The organism is Paenibacillus sp. J23TS9, from assembly GCF_018403225.1.
GTDB lineage: Bacteria > Bacillota > Bacilli > Paenibacillales > Paenibacillaceae > Paenibacillus_AQ.
In genome coordinates, this window is record NZ_BOSG01000006.1 from 214,517 (window position 1) to 232,654 (window position 18,138).

Below are 18,138 nucleotides of genomic sequence, written 5' to 3' on the forward strand. Positions count from 1 at the left end.
TTCGAGATATCTCTCCTAGAAAAATAAGAATTATATAACAACTCTCCAATTTATTCACACATCATTATACTCTATTCTACAGTAATTAGGTACAATTTCCCAAACATTTTATAGACGTAGTCTAATATTCCCAAAGGCAGCCTGGTCGGTCGGAACCACCTCATCGACACTGCATCATTCAAAAGTAACTCACGAGCTTTCAGTGGACGCCGTCGGAGGTCTGCATAATTTTCGTCGTGCCGCGGCCGGTATCATTGTTGTGAATGTGGAAGGCGGCGAGCAGCCGTTTGCCATCATAGATCATGGAGGTCAGCCAATCCTCGCTGACGCTGGCAATCCGCAGTTCACGCCGTCCTTGGACGTATACGTGCCGTACACTTGGTCGGAAGCTACGAAAAAATTCCCTGTCCAGATGATATTGCGCAAATCGCCGTAACTAATCCGAGAATTTGACGTTTGCCTGTTTCCAGCTCCCCAGACGACGTCGAATAGATGGGCTCTTCCCATTCTCCCTTTGTAGGAGAACGGATTGCTGCTGCTCCGCCATGTTTTTCCGTCATCCGTGTATACGACGCTGCCGTATAAGCCTACGGCGATGGTCCGTTTTCCGTTCGTTGCAAGTGCATTGAAATCGCCGCCGGTCGTCGTTCCAATCATCTGGTAGCTCCACATTTTGCCGTCCGCGGTATAGATCGAGTAGGTAACGTCAGGCCGGTCCTGCATATCGTTCAATCCGATGCCGGTTAAGTCGTTTTTCACCGGGTAGAGCTTGTAAATTTTGGTTTGAATGTGAGCCAGATCGACCTATTTCCAGGTTGTACCGTCCTTCGAGGTATAGGCGACGCCGTGAATGCCCTCTTCGCCCCAGTACAAGTAGCCAGTAGCAACATACATGTTAAGGCCGTACACGATCGTCTTCAGGCCGGCCCCGTTCGGCAGAGTCATTAGCTTCTTCCAAGACACGCCGTCCGTGGATGTATAAAGCCGTTGCCCACGCCGATATACCGGTTACGAGCACGTAGCCATCACTCGAACTGCTCACAAAATACGTTCCGTTCACGACTTTCAGTGAATCGGCTCCATATTGATTATTCAATGTGTATGTAGTGGTCCAGTTCTCCCCGTCCCTCGACGTAAAGATGTGCTTCACACCGACAGCCACGAAGCCGCCGGAACTCCAATCTAAATTCTGAATCGTTTCTTTAGAATTAAAGCTGATTTTCTTCCATGTGAGACCGTCCGGCAAGACGAATCCCTCGAAAGGCTTCCTGTAAATTTCCATTTCGTATTCCGTATTGCTACCAAAAATGACATACTTCGTACCGTCCCAGGCGATCCTCGTCAGATGGTAATTGCCGAACTTCGACAAAACGTATCGAGCGTCTGGCGTCGTTACTCTGATATTGCCCCCGTCAAGCTATGTTTAACAATTATCCGCTTGTAAAAGGAGCAGATGTCTCTCGACAACTGCTCCTTTTACATAACTTTTCTCTTATATCGAGGAATCCCTTCTTAAAAAGATTCCAAAATTAAGAATTACTTGCTTCGTATCTGGTCCAATTTGTCTTAGTTCTCGTGCTATCTCAACTTCATTAAAAACTCTACTTATACAAAATTCCCATGTTTTGTATCAATTTCCCCCTACACTCCTGAACGTATCAAGATCCAAATTTGGATTTATGTCCGGATCCGTTTTTGGCTCTTCTATGGCACTTAATTCTGGAACTAAACTATCAACAGAAGTACGGCTTGTTAATGATCCTTCTGAATCACCAATTTCCGAACTCAAGGGAATGGTACTATTAGAATCCGCTGATAAATTTGCAGTTATGGCAGCCCTTGAAATCAGCATTATTGCAAAGGTTGTTAAAACCAATTTTTTTAACATGATTAATTCCACCTTTCTTTACTAATCATCTTTGCTATATCCAATCTTCGTATTCTAAAATAATGAAAGAAACGAGAAAGCCCTTTATTGATTAGCGAGTTGATTCTTGTCCGGGAAGATATGGGTTCAGATAGGCATGCTTTTTTCGAAGCGTCGTCCATATTCCTCTCTAGATGGATAAAAAAATACTCCTGGAGCGCTAGTCTCCAGAAGTAACAGATTTCAAACGATATCGATCAAATCAATTACGCCCACCTTAATCAAGGAAATCCAACAACCTCCTCCCCTGCCCAATCACCCCATAAATCGGCTCCCGCTTCGCTTCGTCCACCCTCGCAAGCGACGAAAATGCCGCGATCCGCTCTGCCAATCGGCTTCGCACGACGGGATTGTACTGCAGCACTCCTCCCTGCATAATCACGACAAAAGGGCCATCAGCCTCGGACAGGCCAAGCTTCTGCACAACCGCCTGCGCTCCCAGAAACAGCTCATCGGCTGCCGATTCGAGAATTCGGCGGGCAGGCACGTCACCTTCTTGAGCCGCTTCGCCCACGAGCCTGCTCAGCTCGGCCGTCTTATCCACGCTGTAGGCAGCGGAGTAAACCCAGTTGAACAGCTCCTCTTCATTTTGCAGATTCAGGTGCTGAAGCAGCTTATCAGTTAACGACGTGGCGACGCCTCTTCCGTCGTATCCGCGCAGCGCGGCCCGGATCGCCTGCTTGCCGATCCAGTAGCCGCTGCCTTCGTCGCCTACGCGGTGGCCCCAGCCGCCGGCGCGGGCGCGGGCGCCCTTGGCGTTGATCCCGTACACGATCGAACCGGTACCGGCGATGATCAGGATGCCGGGATCGCCACCTGAGGCGCCGAGCAGGGCCGCGACGCCGTCGTTCTCCACGGCGACGCGATCCGCCTGCACCTGCGTGCTGGCGAGCGCTTCATGGACAAGCTCCTCAATGATGCGGCGGTCGTAAGCGGTGTCGAGGCCCGCAAGCCCGAAGACGGCGCAGGCAACCTGCAGCGGTCCGTCTTCCTCCGCCGCTGGAGTTTGTTCTGTCGGAGATACGCCAAATGAAGATGCCGTCATCCCCCCATTTCCCTCTGCCGTCAATTGCCGCTTGGCCTCTCGGATCGCCCGCGTCAGCTCCAGCGCCGCGGCCTCGCGGCCCACGCCCTGGTAGTTGCAGGACCCCGCGCGCCCGCTTGCGAGCATGCGCCCTTCGGCGTCCGCGAACACGGCCAGGCATTTGGTTCCCCCGCCGTCCACGGCCAGCAGGGGAATCGCTGCCGAGTTCATCGGCTGACGCTCCAGCCGGCCAGCGAGTGGTCCAGGTTCTCCAGCGCGCCCGCCGTGCTGGCGCGGGCCGCGTCCAGCCACTGCTCCTGCGCCTGCTGGCTCTCCTTTCGCTTGGCGATCACGCTGCGAATTTCGGAAGGAGCCGGCCCGCCGGGCAGGGTGCGAATATCTACGAAGTGTACCGGATCCAGCGCAAGCCGCAGCTGCTCTGCGGTGAGCGACAGCTTCCGTCCGATGACTTGCAGCGCAATCTCGTTGACGAGCTCCAGCGTGATTTCGTTCGCGGCGAGGCCTTCGGCGACGGCATGCTTCACGAGGCGGCTCACGATATGGTGGGAGCCGCGGAACGACAAGCCGTCGGTGCGCACCAGCGTATCCGCAAGCTCGGTCACGATAGCGAAGCTGCCTTCGGTTCGTTTGCGCAGCACCTCCTTGTTGACGTCCACCGTCCCGATGACGCAGGAGAGCAGGCGATACATCCGTTCCAGCACCTGCAGTGCCTTCCAGGCATATGGCTGCATATCGTCCTCGGTATCCACGATGTCGCCGAACGGGGTATTATGCATCATGGTCAGGACGGTTTGGGTGTTGCCGACGCAGCTGGAGAGCAGCGCGCGCATATGCTCGAACGAGACCGGGTTTCGCTTCTGCGGCATGATGGAGCTGATCTGCACATACGGATCGGCAACGCGTAGCATGCCGAATTCCTGTGTGCACCATAGCAGGAAATCCTGCGATGATCTGCCGAGGTTGATGGCCGCGAGCTGCACGGCGGTCATCATCTCACCGACGTAATCGGCGCCGCCGATCGCGTCGTACGAGTTGTAGATCAGCTCGTCGAAGCCGAGCAGCTCCTGCACACGCTCGCGGCTGATGGCGAAGCCTGAGGTCGTCAGCGCTGCCGCGCCCATGCTGCTCCGATTGCAGTTGGCGTAGGCCGCCTGCAGCCGGCGGATGTCGCGGTCCAGCGAGTCCGCCACCGCCATGATGTAGTGGGCCAGGGTGGTCGGCTGCGCCTGCTGCGTATGGGTATAGCCGATCATGATCGTGTCCGCATGCTCCTCCGCGAACGACAGCAACTGGCTCTTGAGTGCAAGGGCTCCGCGAAGCGTCACGAGCAGTTTCTCCCGCAGCACGATCCGATAAATCGCGATGCCCATATCGTTGCGGCTGCGGGCCAGATGCAGGTTGTCGGCAATGTCTCCGGCCGCTGCATGGAGCTCATGCTCGACCTGAAAGAACAGGTCTTCGAATTGTCCGGTATATTCCGCTTGGCGAAGCCCCTCCAGGTCAAGGCCGCAAATGGCCGACGCGATCTGCACGGCCTCCTCTTCACTGACGAGCCCTTGCTCCTTCAGCATGATCAGATGCGCTTTGTTGATGGCCATCATGGCTCCAAGCAAGCTCGTCTTCGCTTCGTCAAAAGCGGGTTCAAGCACTACTTCCGTATACGTGCGTCCCGGAAAATGCCCGCCTTCCTGCTGTAAAATCTGTTCCCGAGTCCTCATGTTGTCCCATTCCCTTCCTTCGTTTTATGTATCGATCAATATAAAATATTTACTTCGTGCAAGGTGACCGCTTCGGTTCCGGATCGTTCCTTCGATCGCTGTTGCTCGCGGATTTCTTTGATTGAAATGAGTTCATGGTCGAAATCCGCTCACAAAGGCGAACGCTACGCTTCTCCTGAACGATTCCGACTCCTCCGCTACTTTTGCCTATAATCATTCGACCTCTCCGCTGAGCAACTGTAGATTCCTAGCGTTCATTTTATATAAACTCTACGAATCTTCATACATCCCAACATCCAAGGTGCGGCGCGAAGCACACCGCTTCGCGCCCACCCTTTTTCACACAACCTAATTTTGATTACTTAACATCCTATAATTCCAGATTAATCACTTGCTGTCCGAAGGAGCCGCCGTCCCCGTGGACGCCGCGCCCTGCTTCAGGCTGATCATATTCACGAACATGCGGATCGAGCCCGGTACCAGGCTTGGCATTTCGCGGTACCAAACGAGCGAGCTATACGTATAGGTTCCTTTGCCGTAATTGGCCGAGAGGAACGTGCCGGTAAATTCTTTTTCACCCGCATCGCCGTTCGAGATCAGCTCCGTATACTCCTTGCCCCATTCGGACGGATTATAGGCGGAGCGGTCCTGGATCCAGTTCTCCCAATCGGCGGCCGTGATTTTGTTCGGTGTATTGAAGATCGGATGATCCGGCGCCAGCATGGTCACCTTGGAATTCTCGTCCGTGACGCGCCACTGGATCAGCGGCTCCCCGATCTTGATCGGATACGGAGCCAGCTCCGGCGACCATTTATCTTCCGGCTTATGATACTGAACGACCAGGTTGCCGCCGTTCTTGGCAAAATCAAGCAGACGCTGGTTGCTTGGAATCAGCTCCGGACGGAATGCATATGCCCGAATGCCGAGCACGATGGTGTCGTACTGCGACAAATCGCCGAACTGAATCGTTTTGGCATCCAGGTTCGTGACGTTGACGCCCACTTGGCGCAACACTTGATCGATGTTATCGAACCCGCTGGAGACGTAGCCTACTTTCAGACCTTGCGGTACCTTCAGATCGAACGCCTGAATGGCGAGGTTCGCCGGCTTGATGTAGTACGTTTTGCCGATATGCGGATAGTGGATGACCTGCACTGTTCTGCTGCTGTCCGTTGTGCCAATGCTCGATACCGCCGACAGGCTGTAGCTTCCTGCCTTCACGCCCGCAGGCGCTTTGACGGTGAACTCGGCCGTCTTGGTTTCGTATTTGGCAGCGAACTTCAGCTCCTGCACAGCAGGCTCTACCGTCCAGCCCTCCGGCGTTTTCAGCGATACTTTCGTCGTCTCGGCCCCTGGCGCGTAATTCGTCGCCGTGACTTTCACGGATACGGCATCTTCCGGCTTCAGCGTATTCAGCACCGTAGCTTCCGGGCTGAGGGTCAGCGCAACCGGCGGCAGCACCGCGACCGCATTGTCCGGAACCGCATGCAGCGTCGCCTGCGCTCCGAACGCTTCATACCGGATATCCGCGGAAATAAGTGGGAGCGCATAAGGGTTGAAATCCTCGACCTGCTTCGGCACGGTTACTTCGAACTCCGTTTTGACCGTTTCATTTTTGTCCAGCTTGGCGAAAGTCGCGGCTCCAACCGCCTTCGCATTCCAGCCCTCGGGCACGTTCAGCTTCAGATCGACCTTGCCGACGTTGACGTCCCCGCCGTTGAAGGCGGTAACGGTTACCTTCGCGGTTTGCCCCGGAACGAGCTCTCCGGTCTCCGGCTTCACCTTTACGACGACGGAAGTCGCTTCCTGGCTGGCCTTATTCAGCTGTCTGTCCTTCACGTCCAGCCGGTGCAGCAGGTCGTTTTTCGCAGATGCATCCAAAGAAGAGGACTTCACCAGCTCCACCGCGGTTTGCACGTCCGCTTTCATCTCATGGACTTCGCGGGCAACTTGATCGAATGCGGGATAAGCCGCAATCACTTCGTTTGCGTCCTTTTGCAGTGTGTTCAGCTGCTTGGCGACTTTATTGTCTTTTCCTTTGGCATTGATTTCTTTGGCCAGATCATCGAACGTGAAGGCGATACCGCCGAAGAGCGATGTTTCCGGCTTTCCGCTTGCCTTTGATCCGTCCGCTGTTGCCTCCAGCTTGTAATACGCCGTTCCTTGGCCTTCGTCCACCTGTCTGCCCATGCCTTGACTCTTGTGCATATAACGGGATTCTTCGCCGAGCTGGGCATAGGAAGCGCCGTACAGCTCATTGTATGCATTCACCGGCAAAGAGGCATCATACGCCTTGTCCGTGGCAGGCACGTACAGCTTCTTCGGCTGCCAAGGCTGAAGTCCTTCCTTCAGCTGCTCCGGGAATACCTGCGGATTGCCCGCATCCTTAAAAGCCCGCACGGTCAGCACGTTCACCGCGCGGTGATGGCCATGCGTCGAATCCTCGTTCAGAAACGCCGGAATGAGCACGTCCGGACGTTTTTCACGAATTTGACGGATCAGCCGCTCGTAGGCAACGTCCTCGCCCCATTTGGCCAAGGTTTCGTCCGGGCTCTTGGAGAATCCGAAATCAAAGATCGGATCGTTCAGCTTCTGGCTCAGGTTCGCCAGCGTCACGTTGGTAATTTTCGATGCCTCCTGCAGCTCCCGCGTACGGATGATGCCGAGGGCATTGCCCAGCTCGCTGCCGATTTCGTTCTGCCCGCCTTCTCCGCGGTTCGCGATGACGCTGTATGTATCCACGCCAAGACCGAGCGACAGATACGCCAGCGTCGCGCTGTGCTCATCGTCCGGGTGAGCTCCCGTGTTCATTGCGCTGGCAACGGTGGTGAGCGGCTTGATCGCTTTCCATAAATCGACCACCCCCCTGTCGGCGGATGCCTTTCCCGGACCGGCCTGCAAAGCCAGCGTTCCGGCCATCACCAGGCTCAGGGATGCTGCCACCCACTTGTTACCCCTGCGTTTCTTGCTCGATTGATTTGGATTCAACGTTACTTCTCCTCCTTCAAGCGTGAAAGTTTGTATCATTATCGCGAAAGGCCCGTACAGGATCGGACAAGCCGGGCGCGCAATGAATGGGACTGTTTCTTGCCGCTTCAGGTTCAGGACAATCTATGGTTAAATCGCGGAGCCGGCATTGCCGCCGGTCAGTCTGCGGGAAACGTATAGCACAAGAATGATCATGACGATTTGCAGCACGCCGTACGCGCAGGCGGTTCCGAATTCGAACGCATACATCCGCTGGAAAATCTCGACCGAGATCGGCGTCGTCTTGTTCGTGTACAGCAGGATCGAGGCGACGAACTCGCCGATGCCCTCCACCAAGGCCAGCAGCGTGCCCGCCAGGATGCCGCTCAGCGCCATCGGGAACACGACGCGGCGGAAGGTGTACCACCAGGATGCGCCCAGGTTACGCGCCGCTTCCTCCACCGAGCGGTCGGTCTGCATCAGTGTCGACGACGTCGAGCGGAAGATCAGTGGCAGATGCCGGACGAAATACGCGAGCGGCAAAATCCAGAACGTGCCGATCAGCACCTGCCCGAACGAGAATGCATTCGGCTCGCTGAACGCCGTGATCAGGTTCACGGCCACGACCGTTCCCGGCAGCGCCCAAGGCAGCATGATCAGGATATCGAGCAGCGTTTTGCCTTTGAAGCGCATGCGCACAATAGCGTAGGCGGCGGCGACACCGAACAGCAGGTTGCCGATCGTGGCAACGATGCTGATTTTGAAGCTGTTCGCGATCGGACGCCATGTTTTGCTGTCGGTGAACAAATCCTTGAAATGATCAAGCGTGTACGACGGCGGCAAAACCTGGGTCGTCCACTTCCCGTCTTCGGAAAACGCGAGCAGCACGATCACGAGGATCGGCAGCATGAGCACGAGCACCCCGAGAAAAGACAGCATCATCGAGACGTTGCGCCCGGCCCGGCTCTTCACCTCGGTCCGGTGCACGCTGACGCCCTTGCTCATGTTTTGGTAGTTCCTTGCGCCCTGATACCATCTCATCAGGATGAGGAACAGGATGGACACGATGGACAGCAGCGTCGACTGCGTCGCGGCCATGTCCAGGTCACCATTCGTGCGCGACAGGTAAATCTGCATCGTCATCGTCCGCTCGATCCCGAAAATCAATGGGGCCGTATAGGACGCCATCGAGATCATGAATACGAGCAGCGATGCCGCGACGATCGCGGGCGTCAGCATGGGCAGAATCACCCGCCGCCAAATGGTGAAGCGGTTTGCGCCAAGGTTCGCAGCAGCTTCCTCCAGCGAAGGGTCAAGCCCTTTGATCGCCGAAGACGCGGTCATATAGAAATAGGTGTACATCGTAAACGTATGGACGACGAGCACGCCCCAGATGCCTTTTAAGGTAAATGGCGGCTTTTCCAGATGGAGCAAATGCTGCAGACCGCGCGGGATGATCCCGCTCGATCCGTACAAAAATTCAAAGGACAGCACCCCGATCAGCGGCGGCAGCGCCATGGGTACGAGGACGAGCACCGACAGCAGCTTGCGGCCGGGGAAATCATACCTTTCGAGCAGGAACGCCATGCTGATGCCCACGATGCCGCAGGTGAGAACACTGAGCACCGAAATGTACACGCTCGTCCACAGCGCTTCGAGGTTCGCTGTATGGTCTAGGCTGAAGAAGCGGGAATAATTTTGGAGCGAAAAGCTCCCCTCCTGCTTGATGCTCTGCAGGAACGTCTGGAAAAATGGATATATGACATAGGCCAGCAGGATGAGAAACAGCGGCGCGATCAGCACGTAGACGAAATGCCGCGACGTCGTCAGCGCGCTCCAGCGGCTGTTCGGACGAAGTGTCGGCTGCCGCCGCGGTTGTGGTTGTGGTTGGTTCATCGCTTCGGCTCACCCCCTTATTCCAAAAAGTAAATGCTATTGGGAGCCACGGCTAACAGCATTTCCTCGCCCGGCTCCCTCATGCGCTGCCCCTGCCCGACGAACAAAGCTTTCACGGACAGCGGTCCGGCTTCCGCGATCACGTTCACGCTGACGCCGGTGAACTCCGACAGCCGCACCTTCACCGATAACGTATTGGCTTCACCTTGTTCAGGCAGGCCGGCCTCCCGGATGGCCTCCGGACGTACCGACAGCGTCACCTTCCGTCCCGCCGCCAGCTTGCATGCGGGCGAAGCGTTCGCGGCGAGGCCGGTCAGCAGCACATCCGGCGCGATCCGAATATCCGCCAGACCGCCTTCCACGCGTTCCACCGTGCCTTCCCACAGATTGGTTTCGCCGATGAACGAGGCGACAAAACGGTTGGCCGGGCGGTTGTATATTTCAAGCGGCGCGCCGATCTGCTGCACGACGCCGTCCTTCATGACCATGATCCGGTCGGACATCGACATCGCTTCCGATTGATCATGCGTTACGTAGATCGTCGTGATGCCGAGCTCCAGCTGCAGCCTTTTGATTTCCTGCCTCGTCTCGTCCCGCAGCTTTGCGTCGAGGTTGGACAGCGGCTCATCGAGCAGGAGAATATTCGGTTCGATCACCAAAGCGCGTGCGAGCGCGACCCGCTGCTGCTGGCCGCCCGACAGCTGGTCGATGCGGCGCTCGCCGTAGCCGTCCAGATGCACGAGCTTCTGGGCGCGCGTCACCTTCTCGCGTATCTCCGCCTTCCCCTGTTTACGGACTTGGAGACCGAAAGCAATATTCTCAAAGACGGTCATGTGTGGGAATAAGGCGTAGTTTTGAAAAACCATGCCCGTGTTGCGCTTGTTGGGCGGCATATTGGTCACATTCTGCTCCCCGAACAGGATGCGCCCGTCGCTGGGGTAGTAAAAGCCGGCAATCATGCGCAAAGTGGTCGTCTTGCCGCAGCCGCTCGGGCCCAGAAAGGTAAAAAACTCGCCTGGCTTGATATGTACGTCCACGTCCTCCACACCTTTGGCCCCGCCAAACGTTTTGCTGACGCGATCCAGCGTGACTCCAATCATATCGTTAGTCCTCCTTCAATTCGTTTCGCGTATCTTTGCAAGCCTGATCGGCCTTTCATATAACCCACTCACGCTTAACTGCCTGCCGGATATTCCATCAGACCCGGCGGGGAGCTCCCCCGCCGCTGCCTCTTGTATCGCCTAAAGCAAAGCACCCTATTCCGTTATTTTCCGCCCTTGCCCTTGATGTTCTCGTCCCAATGCTGCATCCATTCCTTCTCTTTGTCCGCCAGCACCGTCCAGTCCAGATCGAGCGATTTTGTATCGAGGTTTTTGTACCAATCCGGGAACTGACTCTTGTCGATGTCGGTCCGGGTCGGGATCTGGAACAGCTTGTCCGCCTTTTCCTTCAGCTGATCTTCATCGAAAATGAAGTCGAAGAACTTCTTCGCGTTCTCCATGTTCTTGGCGTCCTTGACGATGCCGACGCCGTCCACCAGGATCGGCGCACCGCTGGCCGGATAGATGTAATCGAACGGCTGCTTCTGCATTTCCTTCTGGATCAGGATGTCCTGGAGGTTCCACAGCGACAGCGTGCCTTCCTGGCGGGCCAGCTTCAGGTACAGCTGCGTCGGGTCCTGCGTGTATTCTTTCGTGTTGGCATCAAGCTTTTTCAGCCATTCGTAGCCTTTGTCCGGGCTCGCCGAGTCTTGGCGGTAAATCATCGCGTCATAGATCGTCCGCATCGTGCCGGACGCCATGACGCCGCGGATCAGAATTTGGTCCTTCCATTTCGGGTCGAGCAGGTCGTCCCAATCCTTTGGCGCATCCTCCTTCTTCAGCGCTTCGGAGTTGTACATGATCACCTCGGGCAGCAGCATCTCGCCGTACCAGCGGTCCTGCGCGTCTTTGTATTCGGCCGGGATGCTGTCCGCATAGCTCGGCTTATACGTTTCCAGCAGGCCTTCGTTCGCCGCCGTAATAAAAGAAGACTGCGTGCCGCCCCACCAGAAATCCGCCTGCGGATTGGCCTTTTCGCCGCGCACCCGCTCCATGATCTGCTGCGCGCCCATCGTCATTACCTCGACGTCGATGCCCGGGTTCAGCCCCTTGAACTTCGGCACGATCTGCTCGACGACGTTTTTGTCGCGGGCGGTGTAAATGACGAGCTTCTTCGATCCTTTGGAGCCGCTATCACCGCCGCTGGATGCGGCCGGCTCCTTGTCTCCCCCGCCGCATGCCGTTAAACCGACCGTCATTGTCAGCGCCATGGACAGCATGCCGAGCTTGAACCATTTCCTTGTCATTGTTCGAATCCCCCTTGTAAAAAATTGAAATTAGATCCTTAAATGTTGCGGATTGTCCGCTGCGGTTCCGAATTGTTTTTAAGGTCGCTCACGCTTCTTCAAAACGATTCCGATCCCTCGCTACTCCGCCCGCCTAAGCACATGATGAACCCATTTTTAAATTCCAAATTTTTAACTAACGCCCGGCGTTCCTGCGAACGGGTGCGCCTCCAGCACGCTGTGCACCGCGCCCATCAGGCCCGCGCGCTCGCGCAGCTCGGCCAGGCGGATATCCGGCACCACCGGCACCCACTCCAGCAGCAGCTCGCGAATCCGGTTCAGCCCCGCCTCATCCAAGTGAAGCATCTCGCCGCTCAAAACCAGCATTTCAGGATCGAGCACGCTGACCATGTTGGCGATTCCGGAGGCCCAGCCATGATACACCTCGTTCAGGAGAACTTTCGCGGGCGCGCTGCCTTCCCCGCTCAACCGGATAAGCTGCTGCAAAATGCTCGCTTCGGGATCGACAGCTAGGCCAAGCGCTTTGGCTTTGCCGTGAATGCCGGTAACCGAGAAGTTTTTCTCGAACACGCCGAATTCGCCTTTGCGGCGGGCCGGCGAGTCGCCGATCCGCATGTAGCCGATTTCCCCGGAGGCTTCCCGGCTTCCCCGGTACAGCTGCTTGTCCAGGATGATCCCTGCGCCGATGCCGGTGCCGACATACATATAGACCAAGCTGGAAACGCCGGCTCCCGCGCCGCCGGAAAATTCGCCCTGCGTCATCATGTTGACGTCGTTGTCGAGCACGACCGGCAGCCGCAGGCGTTCCTCAATCTCCCGGCCTACCGGCAGGTCCATCCAGCCCGTGCTCGGGGCATGGCTGACGGTGCCGCTGCGGCGCTGGGTAATACCGGGGAGGCCCACGCCAATGCCGATGACCCTGTCGCGGTCGATCCCGCTTGCTGCGAGCAAACGCGCGAGCGTCTCCTCCAGCGCCTTCAGCGCGGAGTCCCCGTCCACCGGCTGCTTCAAGCGGGCATGCCGCTGCGCGATCATTTCACCTTTCATATCGGCCACCGCCATTTCGAGCTCGCTGCCCTCGAATACCGCACCGACGACCGCGTACGCCTGCACGTTGTATTCCAGCAGAATCGGCCTGCGCCCCCCTTTGGATTCCCCGGTGCCGACCTCGCAAATCAGCCCTTCCTGAATCATCTCCTCCACGAGCGCCGACACGCAGGGCCGGCTGAGGTTGGTTTTTACTGCCAGTTCAGCTCGTGACAAGCGGGGCTCCTGCCGGAGCTGATGCAATATGCCTTCCCGGTTCATCTGTTTGACGAATTTGGTGTTTCCGGTTCTTCCCCTGCCGATCACGATGTCATCCACCACCTTACTTTGTTAAAATAACTAACAAATTCAAATTTAGGCTCAAGTATATGAATGCGCTTACAAATCGTCAATGCGTTTACCCAAAAATGAGAATTTCTTCCTAAGTGTCGGAAAAACTCGAATGCCCCGCCCTGCTCCTCCCTTTTCCGAAGGGTCGAAAGCTCTCCTCGCCCCCGAACGGTAGGATATTTCCTGCTATTCCCAACGTTGGAATATTCCCTGTTTTAGGCTGCAAAAATAACTCAAAAACGTTTTTGCGGGGCTACGACTTTCATCCCGGACCCTTTTTCCCGGTTCCCAATACTCCCCCTGCCTTACGGACGAGAATAAAACGGACGATCATTAGGCGTAAATACCTGGAAATCGGCTCGTAAAAAAAAGAAGAACAGCCCATCGAATGGGCCGTTCTTTTTCAAGAATTCCATATTTTTTTGCTCTAGACGACTGCATCAAAATTTGCTGCCTTACATGAAATCCCCCAGATAGAACTCCTGATTTGATGAAGGTTCTGTCTGCGGGGGATTTATAGCGATACGACCATGGTTTATTACTTATCCGATCTGTCCAACATCTTTGCGCAGTCTCCGTGCATTACGATTCCGCCGGTAATAGACCCATATGGTTATGCTCACGGACAAAAACAGGATTTGCATGAGGGTGCGAGGGATCACTTCATCCTCCGGGCTCGTGGCAAGGCCATTCAAGGCGATGTATAGATTAGCAGGGAACATGGCGATCAATAGGAGTGTCAGCCCGCCCGCTGCCCACGCAGCGGTGGGTCGCCATAACAACCCTACGGCACCAGCCAATTCCAAAACGCCCGAGACCGTCACGATCAAGCCGGGATACGGCAGGATTGGCGGCACCATGTCGATCAGCTCGGAGCGAAGATAAACGAAGTGAACGGTCCCCGTCAGCATAAACATCGCCGCAAGCCCGCCCCGAAGCGCAATAGGCCACGGGCGTAAGCGGCGGACTCCCGCAGCACCTGCAATAAAAATAACCAGCGAAACGACAACAAGCACGATAAGCGGCTCCATGAAACTACCTCCATTCAATTTTTCAAAGTGTATAGATACTAAACACATTACACAAAAAAATGGTCATTCAACTAGTCCACTTCATCACCCGATTAGAAATGCGAAAATGAAACAATAGCAGAATTCCCGTATCAAGATGTTGCTTTCTTCAATGCATTCGGTCCAGCTGTTTTTCCAGCGTCATTAAAAAATCCTTCATAAACCCCACCTGATCGTCGGGGGCACTCCCCAAGACTTGCATGACCATGTCTTTGAATTGATTCTGGTAATCCAGATGGCGGGCGTATACAATTTCACCTTTAGGCGTGACCTTCAGCATCAATCGCGATTGGTTACGTGCATCTTTTTCTTTGATGATGAGCCCTTTCTGTTCCAGCTTCTTCAGGACCTGGGATATGGCCCCTTTCGTCACGCCGCAGCGTTCTGCCAGCGCCGTAATGTGGATACCTTCGTGCTCCCGGATCTCATTAAGTGTATATACCTCCGAATGAAATAAGGGCTCATCGACGCCGTAGTCCCTGTTCTTGCGGTCCAGCTTGCTAAATGTTTTGAACACGTCCAGCAGTTGGGTGCTAATTTCTTCTTTTAATCGTTGATAGTTATTCATCATATACTAAAGTGTATAGCAGCTAAACTGTATTGTCAAATCATTTTTTGGAATAATCTGGCTGATGCTGATGCGCTTTCCTAATGAGCGAGTTCATACCCACATCAAAAAACCGCCGGGCCATCATGCCCGGCGGTTTCATGCAAACATCTGATTCTTATCCCAAATCCGCCTGATCCACGAACTCGACCTGTGGCGCATCGCAGCCGTACAGCTCGAACACGACGATCTCGTTGCTGCCTTCGCGCAGCAGCGGAGCCGGCAAGTACAGCGTCTTCTGCGGTCCGATACTCCAATACCGTCCCAGGTTGAAGCCGTTAACGAACACGACGCCTTTCGTCCAGCCTTCCAGGCGGATAAAGGTATCCGCCGGCTCGTCAACCTCAAAGCTGCCGCGGTAAAATACCTGTCCTTTCGGCTCGCTACCCGGAGCGAACTCCAGCCCCGACAGGTCGCTGAGCGGCAGCGGATGCGTCGTCCATTCGGACAGGAACTGTCTGCCGAACCGGACGCCCTCCGTAATCCCTTTGCGGTCTTTCATGTACGGACCGTAGTTGACGCGGCCCATGTTCTCCACGAGCAGGGTCAGCTCGAGGCCCTCAGGCGGAACTGCAAACTTGATCTGCTGGCCGGGCTCGGCGCGGTCCAGCGTTCCGGCAAGCTCCCCGTTCAGGATCACGAGCGCGCGGTCGCGCACATCCTGAATGAACAGCTCATCCTCCGGCCTCGGGCCGGAGATGAACGTCCGGTATTGGATGAAACCGTAGTCCTGCCCCAGCTTTTCCATCGGTTCCGGATATGCTGTATGAACGGCCGTCGAGAGGCTGTCCAGGTTCGCCGACAAGGCAGCCTGCTCCGTCAAGGCCACGGTGCCGTAAGCCCGCTTCGGAACCGGCGCAGGCAGCTCAGCCGGCTCGATAGGTACATACTTGGAGATGACCTTCTGCACGGCGTAATACTTATCCGTCGGCTCGCCAGTTTCGCTGAGCAGCGCATCGTAATCGTAGCTGGTCACGGTCGGCTCGTAGCTGTCCGCCGTATGTCCGTTCGCGCCGTTCCAGAAGCCGAAGTTCGTTCCGCCATGGAACATGTAGAAGTTCACGGAAGCGCCCAGGCGCAGCATATCGTCCAGCACCGCCGCCGCGTCCTCGGCCGGACGGGTGTGATGCTCTTCGCGCCAGTGGTCGAACCACCCGTTCCAGTATTCCATGCACATAATCGGCGCGTCCGGCTGGTACTCACGCAGCTTGTCGAAGGCTTCCTCCGCGCGCGAACCGAAGTTCACCGTCGCCAGCACGCCATCGACCATCCCGCCCTGCAGCATGGCGTCTTCAGGACCGTCGGAGGTGAACAGCAGTACGTCCATGCCGCGCTTGATCATCGCGTCCTTGAGATAGTTCAAGTAGGCTTTATCGTTGCCATAACTTCCGTATTCATTCTCGATTTGCAGGGCGATGATCGGCCCGCCTTGCGTGCAGAGCAGCGGCTTCAGCTTCGGCAGCAGGACATCGTAATAATCGTCCACATGGTCCAGAAACGGCTGATGGAAGCAGCGCAGGCGCATGTCCGAATCCGCCAGCAGCCATGCCGGCAAACCGCCGAATTCCCATTCGGCGCAAATGTATGGAGACGGCCGTACGATCACGTGCAGGCCAAGCTCCCCGGCTAGTCCGACAAAACGCTCCAGGTCGGCAATCCCTTCAAAATTAAACTGCCCCTTGGTCTGCTCATGAAGATTCCAAGGCACATACGTCTCCACGGTATTTAGCCCGAGAGCCTTCAGCTTCCGAAGCCGGTCTTCCCAGTACTCCGGCACCACGCGGAAATAATGAAGCGCCCCCGATAAAATTTGGATAGGCTTGTCATCCAGGATGAATGAAGAGCCCGAATAATGAAATGTTGGCATGTTGTCCTCCCGCTCTGTTTATTTCACTTCCTCGCGGCTGTACCGCTGTCCGAATTCCTCCAGACGGATCACTTCGCCCGAAATGCGGGATTCCTCTGCCGCGAACGCCATCAGGTGGCTCTGCACCGAATGTGCCGCCGACGTCAATCCCTCGCCTTCGCCGTCCGCCCGGACGAGTTTCAGGAAGTCCTTGACGAGTCCCATGTCGCCGCCGCCGTGTCCGACGTGGCCGCCCATATCGGAGAAGCTGATCCGCTCGACCTTGCCGCTGCCGAAGTGGATAATTTCGATTTCATTCTTTTCCATCGCGCCCCGGATTTCGCCCGTCGTTCCCATGAGCTTGATACCCCGGCTCACGTCCCGCGTGAACGCGCTCATCGTGAACGCGACCGTCACTTCGTTCGCGAATTCCAGATTGACGACCTGATGGTCGACCACGTCGTTGTCGCAATGATACACGCAGCGGCCGTACGGTCCTTCCTCCAGCGCTTTATAACGGGCTTCGTAGCTCATGTCATCGCTGATGGCCGATGTCGGCCAGTTCGTGTCCTCGGTCAAATAGACGTTCGGCGCGTAATAGAGGCAGGAATCCGCGACCGGGCAACCGTCGAGGCAGCGCAGCGGCGCGCCTTCCGGCGCCTCGGAGGCTTTGAAATGGGTCAGGTCCCCGAAGGAGGACACCTTGACGCAGTCCGCGCCGGCCAGCCAGGACAGAATGTCCAGGTCATGGCAGGACTTGGCGAGGATCATCGGACTGGACTCGTCCTTGCGGCGCCAGTTGCCGCGCACGAAGCTGTGGGCCTGATGCCAATACCCGACGTTTTCGTTATGCTGAATCGAGATGAGCCTGCCGATCTTGCCGTCCTCCAGCAGGTTTTTCAGCGTCTGGAAGAACGGGGTGTACCGCAGCACGTGGCAGATCGAGAATACCAGCCCCGCCTTTGCCGCCATTTCACCCATGTTGATGCATTCCTCGGGATCGGGGGACATCGGCTTTTCGAGCAGCACGTGATATTCGGCTTCGAGCGCCTTCATCGTCGGCTCGTAATGCTGCTGATCCTGCGTACAGATCAGGACGGCATCGGCCATTTTCGGCGCTTTGAAAAAGTCGTCCCAATGCTCGAAGCACATCTCGTCCGCTAAGCGATGTCTGGCCTGAAAGCTCTCCCGCCGCTCCCGCACCGGTTCCGCCACGGCCACCACTTCCAGCTCGTGCGGATGCGAGACCGCATATTCCAAATAGTTGATTCCGCGCAGTCCTGCGCCGATTAAGGCTACCTTTACTTTCTTCATCCGATTGTGCACTCCCTTACGTAT

General features: G+C 56.1%; 14 protein-coding genes. All 14 read right to left on the bottom strand.

Features of this window, described 5'->3' with window-relative positions:
- Positions 1 to 309 precede the first annotated feature (309 nt).
- The 14 genes from KJS65_RS26790 to KJS65_RS26855 all read right to left on the bottom strand — a co-directional run bounded on the left by KJS65_RS26790 (position 310) and on the right by KJS65_RS26855 (position 18,114).
- Positions 310 to 759: a hypothetical protein gene (locus tag KJS65_RS26790; RefSeq protein ID WP_213652878.1), complete on the bottom strand. Its 450-nt coding sequence runs from the start codon at positions 757 to 759 to the stop codon at positions 310 to 312.
- 136 nt (positions 760 to 895) lie between these two features.
- The gene (locus KJS65_RS26795) at positions 896 to 1,369 is read right to left on the bottom strand and encodes a hypothetical protein (RefSeq protein ID WP_213652879.1); all 474 of its coding nucleotides are present in this window, start codon (positions 1,367 to 1,369) and stop codon (positions 896 to 898) included.
- A 261-nt stretch (positions 1,370 to 1,630) separates the two neighbouring features.
- Complete coding sequence (locus KJS65_RS26800; protein ID WP_213652880.1) at positions 1,631 to 1,888, bottom strand: hypothetical protein; 258 nt, start codon at positions 1,886 to 1,888, stop codon at positions 1,631 to 1,633.
- Positions 1,889 to 2,144: 256 nt separating this feature from the next.
- The gene (locus KJS65_RS26805) at positions 2,145 to 3,182 is read right to left on the bottom strand and encodes an N-acetylglucosamine kinase (protein ID WP_213652881.1); all 1,038 of its coding nucleotides are present in this window, start codon (positions 3,180 to 3,182) and stop codon (positions 2,145 to 2,147) included.
- Entirely contained in the window at positions 3,179 to 4,690 is a 1,512-nt protein-coding gene (gene argH / locus KJS65_RS26810) for an argininosuccinate lyase (protein ID WP_213652882.1), read from the bottom strand. Before argH ends, KJS65_RS26805 begins: the two co-directional genes overlap by 4 nt.
- 387 nt (positions 4,691 to 5,077) lie before the next feature.
- Complete coding sequence (locus tag KJS65_RS26815) at positions 5,078 to 7,609, bottom strand: PIG-L family deacetylase (protein ID WP_213653003.1); 2,532 nt, start codon at positions 7,607 to 7,609, stop codon at positions 5,078 to 5,080.
- Positions 7,610 to 7,807: 198 nt separating this feature from the next.
- The gene (locus tag KJS65_RS26820) at positions 7,808 to 9,553 is read right to left on the bottom strand and encodes an ABC transporter permease (RefSeq protein WP_213652883.1); all 1,746 of its coding nucleotides are present in this window, start codon (positions 9,551 to 9,553) and stop codon (positions 7,808 to 7,810) included.
- A gap of 17 nt (positions 9,554 to 9,570) precedes the next feature.
- Positions 9,571 to 10,653 carry an ABC transporter ATP-binding protein gene (locus KJS65_RS26825; protein WP_213652884.1) on the bottom strand — a complete coding sequence of 361 codons (1,083 nt, stop codon included), beginning with the start codon at positions 10,651 to 10,653 and terminating at the stop codon, positions 9,571 to 9,573.
- 164 nt (positions 10,654 to 10,817) lie between these two features.
- Complete coding sequence (locus KJS65_RS26830) at positions 10,818 to 11,900, bottom strand: extracellular solute-binding protein (RefSeq protein ID WP_213652885.1); 1,083 nt, start codon at positions 11,898 to 11,900, stop codon at positions 10,818 to 10,820.
- 171 nt (positions 11,901 to 12,071) lie between these two features.
- Positions 12,072 to 13,253 carry an ROK family transcriptional regulator gene (locus KJS65_RS26835; RefSeq protein WP_213652886.1) on the bottom strand — a complete coding sequence of 394 codons (1,182 nt, stop codon included), beginning with the start codon at positions 13,251 to 13,253 and terminating at the stop codon, positions 12,072 to 12,074.
- A 566-nt stretch (positions 13,254 to 13,819) separates the two neighbouring features.
- On the bottom strand, positions 13,820 to 14,308 hold the full coding sequence (locus tag KJS65_RS26840; RefSeq protein WP_213652887.1) for a DoxX family protein: 489 nt from the start codon (positions 14,306 to 14,308) through the stop codon (positions 13,820 to 13,822).
- A 148-nt stretch (positions 14,309 to 14,456) separates the two neighbouring features.
- Complete coding sequence (locus KJS65_RS26845) at positions 14,457 to 14,864, bottom strand: MarR family winged helix-turn-helix transcriptional regulator (protein ID WP_213652888.1); 408 nt, start codon at positions 14,862 to 14,864, stop codon at positions 14,457 to 14,459.
- A gap of 208 nt (positions 14,865 to 15,072) precedes the next feature.
- Complete coding sequence (locus tag KJS65_RS26850) at positions 15,073 to 16,821, bottom strand: glycoside hydrolase family 35 protein (protein ID WP_213652889.1); 1,749 nt, start codon at positions 16,819 to 16,821, stop codon at positions 15,073 to 15,075.
- Between the two features lie 18 nt (positions 16,822 to 16,839).
- Positions 16,840 to 18,114 (bottom strand): Gfo/Idh/MocA family protein, encoded by a 1,275-nt coding sequence (locus KJS65_RS26855; RefSeq protein WP_213652890.1) that lies wholly within the window; start codon positions 18,112 to 18,114, stop codon positions 16,840 to 16,842.
- Between the last annotated feature and the right edge of the window lie 24 nt (positions 18,115 to 18,138).

Excerpts from the sequence above, each read along its gene's own strand:
- KJS65_RS26825 (WP_213652884.1), bottom strand. The coding sequence starts at position 10,653 with ATGATTGGAGTCACGCTGGATCGCGTCAGCAAAACGTTTGGCGGGGCC.
- KJS65_RS26815 (WP_213653003.1), bottom strand. The coding sequence starts at position 7,609 with ATGGCCGGAACGCTGGCTTTGCAGGCCGGTCCGGGAAAGGCATCCGCC.
- KJS65_RS26840 (WP_213652887.1), bottom strand. The coding sequence starts at position 14,308 with ATGGAGCCGCTTATCGTGCTTGTTGTCGTTTCGCTGGTTATTTTTATT.
- argH (WP_213652882.1), bottom strand. The coding sequence starts at position 4,690 with ATGAGGACTCGGGAACAGATTTTACAGCAGGAAGGCGGGCATTTTCCG.
- KJS65_RS26855 (WP_213652890.1), bottom strand. The coding sequence starts at position 18,114 with ATGAAGAAAGTAAAGGTAGCCTTAATCGGCGCAGGACTGCGCGGAATC.
- KJS65_RS26830 (WP_213652885.1), bottom strand. The coding sequence starts at position 11,900 with ATGACAAGGAAATGGTTCAAGCTCGGCATGCTGTCCATGGCGCTGACA.
- KJS65_RS26805 (WP_213652881.1), bottom strand. The coding sequence starts at position 3,182 with ATGAACTCGGCAGCGATTCCCCTGCTGGCCGTGGACGGCGGGGGAACC.
- KJS65_RS26850 (WP_213652889.1), bottom strand. The coding sequence starts at position 16,821 with ATGCCAACATTTCATTATTCGGGCTCTTCATTCATCCTGGATGACAAG.
- KJS65_RS26800 (WP_213652880.1), bottom strand. The coding sequence starts at position 1,888 with ATGTTAAAAAAATTGGTTTTAACAACCTTTGCAATAATGCTGATTTCA.
- KJS65_RS26820 (WP_213652883.1), bottom strand. The coding sequence starts at position 9,553 with ATGAACCAACCACAACCACAACCGCGGCGGCAGCCGACACTTCGTCCG.